General features: G+C 49.0%; 8 protein-coding genes. 3 read left to right on the top strand and 5 right to left on the bottom strand.

Features of this window, described 5'->3' with window-relative positions; all coding sequences use genetic code 11:
- Positions 1-31: 31 nt before the first annotated feature.
- Positions 32-670, bottom strand: a complete 639-nt coding sequence (locus tag QUB68_RS27910; RefSeq protein ID WP_332998156.1) for a Uma2 family endonuclease — start codon at positions 668-670, stop codon at positions 32-34.
- A 158-nt stretch (positions 671-828) separates the two neighbouring features.
- Entirely contained in the window at positions 829-2,211 is a 1,383-nt protein-coding gene (locus QUB68_RS27915) for a UDP-N-acetylmuramoyl-tripeptide--D-alanyl-D-alanine ligase (RefSeq protein ID WP_332998176.1), read from the bottom strand.
- Positions 2,212-2,613: 402 nt separating this feature from the next.
- On the opposite strand from QUB68_RS27915, the gene QUB68_RS27920 reads away from it, so the two are divergent.
- Together QUB68_RS27920 and QUB68_RS27925 are read left to right on the top strand one after the other, a co-directional pair.
- A complete protein-coding gene (locus QUB68_RS27920; RefSeq protein WP_332998157.1) occupies positions 2,614-3,894 on the top strand; it encodes a hypothetical protein in 1,281 nt (426 codons plus the stop codon).
- A gap of 284 nt (positions 3,895-4,178) precedes the next feature.
- Entirely contained in the window at positions 4,179-4,526 is a 348-nt protein-coding gene (locus QUB68_RS27925) for an RNA recognition motif domain-containing protein (RefSeq protein WP_332998158.1), read from the top strand.
- A 267-nt stretch (positions 4,527-4,793) separates the two neighbouring features.
- On the opposite strand, the gene clpS is transcribed toward QUB68_RS27925, so the two are convergent.
- A complete protein-coding gene (clpS, locus tag QUB68_RS27930; protein WP_332998159.1) occupies positions 4,794-5,075 on the bottom strand; it encodes an ATP-dependent Clp protease adapter ClpS in 282 nt (93 codons plus the stop codon).
- 287 nt (positions 5,076-5,362) lie between these two features.
- Here clpS and QUB68_RS27935 point away from each other — a divergent pair, with 287 nt between their 5' ends.
- Positions 5,363-5,956 carry a DUF3172 domain-containing protein gene (locus QUB68_RS27935; RefSeq protein ID WP_332998160.1) on the top strand — a complete coding sequence of 198 codons (594 nt, stop codon included), beginning with the start codon at positions 5,363-5,365 and terminating at the stop codon, positions 5,954-5,956.
- A gap of 181 nt (positions 5,957-6,137) precedes the next feature.
- Here QUB68_RS27935 and QUB68_RS27940 read toward each other — a convergent pair whose 3' ends face one another.
- Positions 6,138-7,463 carry an AMIN domain-containing protein gene (locus QUB68_RS27940; RefSeq protein ID WP_332998161.1) on the bottom strand — a complete coding sequence of 442 codons (1,326 nt, stop codon included), beginning with the start codon at positions 7,461-7,463 and terminating at the stop codon, positions 6,138-6,140.
- 714 nt (positions 7,464-8,177) lie between these two features.
- A partial coding sequence (locus QUB68_RS27945) for a calcium-binding protein (RefSeq protein WP_332998162.1) occupies positions 8,178-10,203 on the bottom strand: 2,026 nt, incomplete at its 5' end.

Below are 10,203 nucleotides of genomic sequence, written 5' to 3' on the forward strand. Positions count from 1 at the left end.
CTTGAAAACCTTATTTAATTTTACTTCAAACTTATTGGTTTTGATTAATTTGTCCCTTTACCCAATTCCGAAATGCTTTAACTAATTCCAAATAATCCATTGTTTCCGCCTGTTCCAAAAAACTGACAATCTCTAAAATAGCCACACTCGGAAATGCCAAACTGCGATCGCACTCCACATACCCTTGACTCTCGAATCTGTTAATTCTGAGCCGCGAACCATTGTAAATCCAAACTTCCGGGACTCCCAGATCCGCATAAATTTGCAACGTACTGTCGGATCTGCTGGTAATATCAATTTCCAAAACTAAATCCGGTGGCGGATCTTGACTCATATCAAGTCTTTTTTTGCCTTTAATTGCACTAACATTCTGGATGTAAAAACATTTGTCTGGTTCTACACCAAGAAGTTCAGGACGTTTGAATGTAGTAGAACCAAGAGGCTCAATTCTCACATCTAATTCTTCTGCTAAGGTTTCAACAAATCGACCCAATACTTCTTTGAAATGTTCATGTTCAGGAGAAGGTGTCATAATTTCCAAAATTCCACGATTATATATTAGCCGGAGTCGCCTATGACTGAGTTCGGTAAGTAAAGTTTCATAAGTTTGCCAACTGATATTCGATAGCTCAACTATTTGTTCGGGGGCACTGAGAGTTTTAGCAGTCATGGCACTACTTGGGTGAAGAGTTCGTAGGCGCAAGCCGGGGCGTAGCCATCGCGCTTTTAAAGTATATCATATCATCTAAAACATAGGTTCGTAGTGAGGAATTCAGTCCTCTCTTATTTGATGCGGAATGAATTCTTCACTACGAACCACATTACAATTTATTCACCGCCCAAATCAGCGCGAAACTTCTGGACAACTCGATTCAACTCCACCGAATGAGAAGCTTTAAATAAAATACGATCGCCCGCAGCGACAAAATCCATCAAATGCCTAACTAAATCTGCGTGAGAATCCTCCCCCGTAATATTTTCCACCTGCACAAAAGGCAAACCCGCCGCACCCGCAGCCATCGCCGCAGCTTCCTCAAAATCAGCAAACACAAACAAAGCATCAAGGTTTAAATCTCGCGCCGCTTTTCCCACTTGTCGATGAAATTCGATCGCCCTTTCGCCCAATTCCTTCATCGTGCCCAACACCGCAATCCGGCGCTTTCCCGGAGTATCCGCTAACAATCTCAGCGCCGCCAACATCGACTCCAAACCAGCATTGTAAGTCTCATCCAGAATCACAATATCCTGCGGTAAATCGTAGCGGCGCGCCCGTCCATCCGGTAACTGCACAGACAAACCTGGCTGTAAAACTTCCCAATCAATACCTAAAACTTTGGCTACCGCCAAAGCCGCTAAATAATTTACAGCATTGTGCCGTCCAGCCAAGGGCAGCGGCAATTCTCTACCTTCTACAGACATGGTATCATTATTAATTAATTCCCCGCACAAATCGCCGCCTTCTAATCCGTAACTTAAAGTTTTCCCCTGCCAAACTTGCGCCGCAGTTGCGATTAATCTGTCAGAATCGTGATTGAGAATAGCAATGCTATCAGCAGGCATTTCGGCTAACAACTCGCACTTAGCTTGGGCGATCGCATCTTCCGAACCCAATCGCCCGATATGCGCCGTTCCGACGTTAGTAATTACCGCAACTGTAGGACGCGCAATTTGCGACAGCAGCGCAATTTCGCCTAGTCCGCGCATTCCCATTTCAATTACAGCATAATTGTGTGACGGCGAAAGCTCTAACAGAGTTTTGGGGACTCCAATTTCATTGTTGTAGTTAAATTGAGTTTTTAGAACGTTTCCGCTGGTTGACAAAACTGCCGCAATCAATTCTTTAGCAGTAGTTTTACCTACCGAACCAGTAACAGCAATTATCGGTATGCTGAATTGGTCGCGCCACCAACGGGCGATCGCCTGATAAGCTGTTAAAGTATCGTCAACGCGCAACAGCGGAAAATCAGGCAATTCCTGTTGGTAAGTGCGATCGACTACGGCTGCAATCGCCCCCAAATCACGGGCTTTGGTCACAAATTGATGCCCGTCAAAATTTTCACCCCGCAGCGCCAAAAATACTTCGCCCCCTTCAATAGTGCGCGTATCTGTAGCAATACCTGTCCCTAAAGCTGTCAGAACGTCCTCAGACAAAGCAGGTAAAGGTACAGTTAAAATTTCAGCAAGTCGGGCGATACTGACGCGACAGACCATATTAGCAGCACTCACATTTCAAATAATTATTTTCACAGCTAATCCTACCGCGCCCCATCTCACATTTAACTGACAGAGGGCTGCCGACTGGGATTGAGATTAAGAATCCTCATCCTCAATCGTCCCACCACCCAGAAATCAGAACCCACCCACAATCTTTACCAATACTTTACAAAGTTTATGGTGATTTTAGGCCTTGCGAATTGCCAACAATTCATGTAATGCTTGTATTGGTAAATAGTTTAACTAAGCAAAAATATCGATCGGCTATCTGACCGCTTCCACCCCTAAGCCTTGTCCGGCGAGAAGCTCGGTTGACTCAATTGTGGTGCTTCATCTGCCAATTCATCAAACCAATGGCGCTTAAAGCTCCTGTCCAATCCCTCGGAGGGTTAATCCACAGTGAACGACTACAACAGACAGAGCCAAGAAGAAGAACAGCTACTTTACAACCACTGGCTGGAGTTGGTACAAGTAGAGCAGCCGATCGAACTGATCGACCGTTTTCGCACTTTGTTTATCCACGGTAACGGATATGGCGATCGCACAATCGCCGACGCACTCGAAAAAATAGCAGCTTCACCCTACGCCGAACAAGAATTCAAATACATCCTCAACCGGTGCTGCCACATTTTGATCAACCGCTGGCAAACCTACCCCAGCAAGCAAGCAGCCATCCCGGAATTAATCGCTTTGTTTGAAGAAGCCCCCAAAATAGCATTAGGATACAGTCGATCGCGATCTGCTTGCTCCATCCCCAAATTAGTAAATCAATTTACCGAAAGCGAACAGTACCTCACCCTCAAACGTTTAGCCAAAGTCATAACTCACAGCAGTGAAGACAGCAGCAACAGCAAAATCCCCGCCACCCTAGCCCTCGGAAGCTTAATTCCCCGCTACCCTTACCTCTACAAACACTGCCTCCTCAGCGACGACAGCACCTACGAACAGCAAAAAATCATTCAAAAAATCCAAGCTCAAAAGCAGCAGCAATTTGAAATCGACCTCTCGCAATACGTCGCTCACCAAGTGAGAAAAGCCCAAACAGCGCGCCGACAAACCTCAATCTCCTTCGGCAGGAATATACAGCCTATAAAAAACCCGACGCTGTTGGGCGACCCGGAACTGTTCTTTGCCCTCAAGCAATTTGTGGGAAAAGTAGAAGGAGCCGATACATACAGACAGCTAGCGGGGCGCTTCACCGCGAACGCCAGCACAAATCAATCTTACGGCTCCTTTAAAGACGACTTGTACGAATACCTGATTTCCTCCATCACGGACGATCGCTACGGCAAGTGTCAATTCAACGAAAAATTGTATAAGCAACTACAATCTACTTTACCCGACAGCGAAGGTCAGAAGTTAACCGAATTTCTCACGATCAGAACTTGCAGTCAGTTATTGAACTTTTTAGTAGTAGAGAGTCCGGCGCGGCCCAACCACTTTGTCTTCATCGACCTGATCTCAAACCTCGGGCCCACCCAAACCACTGGTTTGCTGCTGAAAATAGTATTAATTTGCGGCAAAGTCAAGCCCTACCTAGAAAAGCGGCTGGCAATTTTGTTCGGTCACTACGAATTCTGTACCCGAGAAAGCTTGGTGTGGTTAGTCAAAGCCCTAGAAAACCTGAATCTAGCTTTGAGTACCAATTTTGGCAAAGTAGACGTGTCTTTCCTGCGGTAGCGGGCGGCGCGGCAACTTTCTCAGATTCCACCTCGCCAAAACACCAGAGGTCGAAATCTGGTTTCTGAATACCCTAAAAGTTTGACGTTGAATTATAACGACCTAATTAACTGCTTAAAGCTACTCAAAAGACGGTACTCTGTGTTAAAATGCCAAGTGTATCAGATTCGGTTGCAGGCTTTGTTCATTGCTACAGAATTGTTTAAAAACTTGCCCTTCTGTATCGGCAGGGGACTCTCCGAAACTGAAATCTTTGCACTGTCTAAATTTTGGAGTTATTCCTCATGTCGATATACGTCGGTAACTTATCCTATCAAGTTACCCAAGAAGACATCACCACCGTCTTCGCCGAATACGGAACCGTTAAGCGAGTACATCTACCTACCGACAGAGAAACCAGTCGCCCCCGCGGCTTTGGTTTCGTAGAAATGTCAACAGATGCCGAAGAAGATGCAGCAATTGCTGCTCTCGACGGAGCAGAGTGGATGGGTCGCGACCTCAAAGTAAACAAAGCCAAGCCTCGCGAAGATGAAGGCGGCCGGGGCGGCGGCAGCCGGGGCGGCGGCGGCCCAGGCAAATTTGCTCGCGGCGGCGGCGGTGGCGGCGGTGGCGGCGGCGGCGGACGTTATTAATTTCCTAATTAATTTCCGAGAATAAAGATTTGAGATTGGAGAGCTGAAATTGGGGATCGAAGCCACTTGGCTGCGAACTCTAGCTTTGAACCACCGTCCGAACCATTTCCGGCCCGGTTGCTCCCAACCCCTGCTCTTCAAGTTTCCCCCTCTACCTCCGTAAATATACCAAAAAGCCAGGGGCCTAACCCTTGGCTTTTTGGTATGAAGATATGAGGGTTTGAGTCAGAAACAATCTGGACGCAGCGCTGCGAGTGCCATCAGATTTTAATCATCAGGTTCGATGCTGCTGCTCAATCCGTGATTGTTGAGCGTTTCAGCGTAAAACTCAGCGTGTTCGAGAGCGCAAACAATCACCAGTCCCATTCCGTTAGTGTGGGCTTCCATCATCACATTCACAGCCTGTGGCTGAGTCAGACTGGGTACTGTGGCCATCAAAGTCTGCACCACGTACTCCATAGGGTTGAAATCATCATTGTGCAGCAGAACGCGGTAGCGCGGTGCCAACTTGCGGACTGTAGAACGCTTTTCAATAATTTCGACAGACACTAATCTATACCTCCTGACTTGTAGGATGTTAAAATTTGTCAATAATCTTGAGCCGGATTGCTCCGCTGTGCAAGAGTATCTCACTTTCAGTTATTTTATTGAAATCTCCAAATTCAGACAAGGCAGCCGCCGCTGGCAGTTGCCAGTTGTGAACCCAACACCCAACCCAGAGGGCGGTATCCTCCGACTGTAGCCACAACCTTTCTCGCGCCATAATTAGAAAGGCGAGATCGGTTAAAAATAAAAAACTACTACCTGTTGAGTCTCCAGAACTGACGGCATCTTATATGAAACGTAAACCTAACTCCTACAACGACAGATTCAGCGACGAGGCATCCCGGGGAGACGAAGACTCCGGCCCTTTTGGCGGACAGTCGCGGCGCCAACCTCAGTCCGGTAAACCCTCTTTCCTCAATTCGGCCACCATCGGGATTTTAACAGCCGTTTTTATTCTGGGAATTGGGATCGGCATTGCCTTTAGCTCCACAGCTACAATTAGCCCAGAAAACGTAGCATCGCGCGAATTTATCGATCGCAGCGCCCCGAACCCCGAACTTTGCGTGCAGTTTGGAGCCAGCGCGATGGTGACAGATATGCGCCTCTACGTCACCCTCAACCCCTTCAACGTGTACATCTCGCAGCCGAGTATGCGCCCCGGATGCGTGCTGCGAACCAATAACTGGGCAATTCTCGAACAAAGAAAACTGATCGACCAAAACCAAGTGCGAGAGTGCAAAAATCGCATGAATACCTTTGGCTTCACCGGCGCCCTGGAAAGTCAACCACAAATTAACTGTATCTACCAAAACGACGGCGCTAAAAACCTGTTTCTCAACCAACCGGGTTCGGGAGTTCCCGCGACTGAAAGTCAAAATTTCTAAATTGCCCAAACCAACCGGGTTCGGGAGTTCCAGCGACTGACGGTCAAAATTTCTAAATTGCCGCTCAGCAGATGTTGAAGGAAGAGGGAAGAGGGAAAAGTTCCTGATTCCGTCTTCCTTCAACATCTGCCTCTATGCGTTACAATCCCGTACATTGCTGCTTACCGAATTTCCTTTAACATCAAAAACCCAACTCAGGGAAATCTTCAGTTAACTGAACTTGCACAATTTGGCCAGGTTGAATAGTAGCAGGTTGAGGAGCAGCGACGTAAGTTGTAGCAACACCTGCGGCCGCTCCAGCCAGCAAACCGATGCCAGAAAAGCCGCTCAGCAAGAACAAAGCTAAGCCGCCAATGCCACTATTGCGAAACACACTGCGATCGCTCGGTTGGGGCCTGCGGCCTCCCAAGGGCTGCGAGCTAGCCAAGAGAGGGATATTGCGGCCGTTGAGACTAATCGCTTCCACCACAAATTTACTGCCGAGGTTAGTAGTTTCAAAGCGGCCGATGACCGGCGTATTCGCAGGTACGATCGTATTGCCGCGGCTGTCGAGAATTCCCGCTTGCAACAGCAACACTTCCTGCCGGCTGGGTTTCGCTTGCAGGCGCAAAGGCCGATCGCCCGGGTACAGCAAACTCAGCTCCGCGCCCGCCGGTAACAACACATTTGCCCGAGTCGCGGCTTGCAAAGCAGGATTCTGGCGATCGCCCGGAAGCGGTTCGCCAAAGGTCAGAGTCCGCTGTTGGGGTGTAGCAGCAGCCGTTATTTGAGGAGCTAGGCGCGGTACAGCAGCGGCTCGTACAGTACGACGTTCATCAAGGCGAACATTGACTAAAGGCACTGTTAGCGGTCGAATTTGGTCATTCTCCGCGGGCTGCCGCGCCGAATTTGTAGGGGGATTCGAGGAAGCAAGAGACTCAGGTCGATCGACCTCTGCGGCAGTAGTTGAGTTAGCATCTGTTAGCGGTTGATTTTGCGGTACTGCTATTGCAGGCTGGGCTTGCATTTCGGGAGTTTCCACTGCACTAGGTGCGATCGGCGAACGCAACACCCAGCGATTTTCTGCCACTTTTTGGAATTGAATTTGTTCACCGTTGAAAACCACTCCCGGAGCCAAATTTACCAAAATTCTCGCGCTTCCTGATTCCAGTTGAGTCACGCCCACAGAACGCACAGTGCCTTGCGGGTATAGCTGAGTGGCATCTACTCCGATCTCGGTATTGGGCAAATCCACAGCAATTTGAGACGGGTTGAGTAGAGAATAGGTAGGATTTGTGCCATCTGGGAGAGTAATTTCTAGCTGATTTGTGGCGGGATCGAACTGCCAACTTGTGACTGTAGAAGCATTTGCTGGTTGCTGTGTTATTTGCAGTGTCGCACCTGCGGTGGCGGTGACGGCTACACTCAGACCGATCGACACAGAGCCTAACAATGAGCGTAAAATACACTTAACACTCAATTTTTGTAAGTCGGCCCCAAATTTCGGCGGTAATTTTTGGTATTGCATGGCTGCTGCGTAAAAATTTAGAATTTAACTAGCTTTGAGGATATTTTTTTTTGGTAGAGGTGTTGCGGGCGATTCCGGCTCGGGGTAGCTGCGCGCGATCGTTAAGGCAAGCGCGGCTTGACGCTGAAAGTTTAGCATTAATTGGTAATTTCAGAACAGTCAGTTAAAACATTTTGCCTGATGCCAACAGACACGCATTCATGATCCTTTTCTTTTCCTTCCCCTTCAACTAAGATAAGTGCGCCACCAACAGCAAAAAAACTGGTAGTGGTTACCCGAAGCAGGAGTAATTAACACGAAAAAATTAACTGAATGGAAATTACAATAATCGCACAGTTAGGTTCGTAGTAAGGACTTTAGTCCGCATCCACGAAAAAACTAAAGTCCTCACAGTTAGGTTCGTAGTGAGGACTTTAGTCCGCATAATTAAAGGACTAAAGTCCTCACTACGAACCTTTCCGATACCAATTTTTAAAAGTCTTGCTAGAGTTATGAACTCTCTAGGAATTATTAGTGCTAAGCATATAGCCTTTATCAAAAAGTTTCGCGGATATCATTTACCTACAAAGCTTTATGATAAACGGTTTCATCCTAGACACTTTACCTGGTAAACGCTATAATTTGCCGCCGAACCAGGCAATGCCGTTTCCCTAAAGATGAGATTCTCTAGTTGCGTTAGTAGCAAGAATTTTCATGATTGGTATGAGATTTGTCTTACCGAGGAAGAGTCACGAAATCCAGAGCAGTAATAGCATTGTTAGCCCCAAAGACATTAGCTAAAATTTCCCCAGTGGCGGCAACTTGCAGGACATAACCGTTGGCCGAGGAGTTAATTCGCAAGGAATCAAAACTTCTGCCACCAGTTAACACAAACTTGTCAATTCCTACTTCAAAATTGAGCACAGTATCGATACCGCTGTTGCTATTTAACACAAAACGATCGCTGCCTGCACCTCCAATTAAAGTATCGTCTCCCCCGTCGCCAAACAGCCAGTCATCCCCTGCACCCCCGTTGAGAATATCATTATCTTTCCCTCCGTAGAGAGTGTCGTTACCGTCACCGCCGTTGAGGGTATCTTGGCCTTCATTGCCGTACAAAAGGTCGTCACCGCTGCCACCGTTGATGCAGTCTTGCTGGCCGTTGGCACCGACGGCGCCTCGGTCGTTTTCCCCGCGATCGCCAAAAATGGTATCGTTGCCATCATCGCCGCACAAAATATCGCTGCCACCATCGCCGTAAATCAAGTCATTGCCGGCATCTCCGTGTACCAAATCGTCATCCTTACCGCCGTGAAGAGTATCGTTACCCTCTTGGCCGCCGAGAGAATCAGAACTCTCACCGCCGTTGAGATAATCGTTACCCTCGCCCCCAAACAGCAAATCGCGGCCGTTAACATCGCTGACTAACTGATTTTGCAAGCCGCCGTAAAGCGAATCGTCTCCCTCGCCACCGACAATCGTGTCGGAACCGAGTTCGCCCAAAATCAAGTCATTACCTTTGCCGCCAAACATCAAGTCATTACCTTTGCCGCCAAAAATGCTGTCGTTACCGCTACCGCCACCGATGATGTCGCCGCTGTCGTTGCCGAAAATTAAGTCACTTTCCTCCGTAGCGATGGTGATGTTATTGTCAATGCCGTAGTCGCCGAGAATCGTATCAGGGCCTTGATTGCCGTAGAGAGTATCCGACTCGGTTTCGCCAAAAATCAGATCGCCCCCTTTGCCTCCAAACACCAAATCGCGGCCGTTACCGCCGAGTAAAGTATCGTCGCCTTGTTGGCCGTTGAGTAAGTCGTTGCCGTTGCCTCCGTAGAGCAAATCTCGGCCGTCTGGGTCGTTATTGAGGGAGTTTTGGACGCCGCCGAACAGAGAGTCGTCTCCGCTGTCTCCGTAGAGAGTATCAGCGCCCTTGTCGCCCCAAATCTGGTCGTTTTCTTTGCCACCATAGGCAAGATCTGCGCCTTTACCAGCGTAAACCGTGTCGTTGCCTTGATTGCCAGCAATTAAATCCTCGGAAGCACCCCCGAAAATCAGGTCGCCACTGTTACCAGTCAGGTCAATATTGTTGCCGTTGTCGCCGACGATCGTGTCGGAACCGCGATCGCCGTACAATGTGTCGGAACCGCGATCGCCAAAAATGCGATCGTCTTGTTTGCCCCCAAAAACCACATCGTTTTGTTTGCCGGCGTAAACGATATCGTTTTGTTTGCCAGCGGCGATGAAGTCTCGCTGTTGGTCTCCGAAGATGATATCTGAACCGCCTTCACCTAAAACTGTGTCGTCGCCGGTGAAAGAAACAAACAGTTCGTTAGAGTCGTTCCCTGTTAGATAATCGTTGCCGAGAGTCCCTAGAATCGTGTTTTGGATGTCGGTGAGTGGGGCGGCGTTTGACTCGAAGTTGAGTATTTGCTGGCGCTCTTGTTGGGGAAATGTGAAGTTCGGCTGCTGGGGCAGGGGGTCGCAACCGCAACCGGTATCCGGTTCGGGCACTGAACCGAAAATAGGCGCGGGCGTCGGTGTGGGTACGGGCGCGGGCGTCGGTGTGGGTACGGGTGCGGGTGTGGGTGTGGGTGTGGGTACGGGTGCGGGTGTGGGTGTGGGTGTGGGTACTGGTGCGGGTGTGGGTGTGGTTACTGGCCCGGGGTTGGGCGTGGGTGTGGTTACTGGCCCGGGGTTGGGCGCGGGTGTCGGTGTGGGCACGGGCGCGGGTGTCGGTGTGGGTACGGGCGCGGGTGTCGGT

It is taken from the genome of Microcoleus sp. A006_D1 (assembly GCF_036702805.1).
In the GTDB taxonomy this organism is placed as follows: domain Bacteria; phylum Cyanobacteriota; class Cyanobacteriia; order Cyanobacteriales; family Microcoleaceae; genus Microcoleus.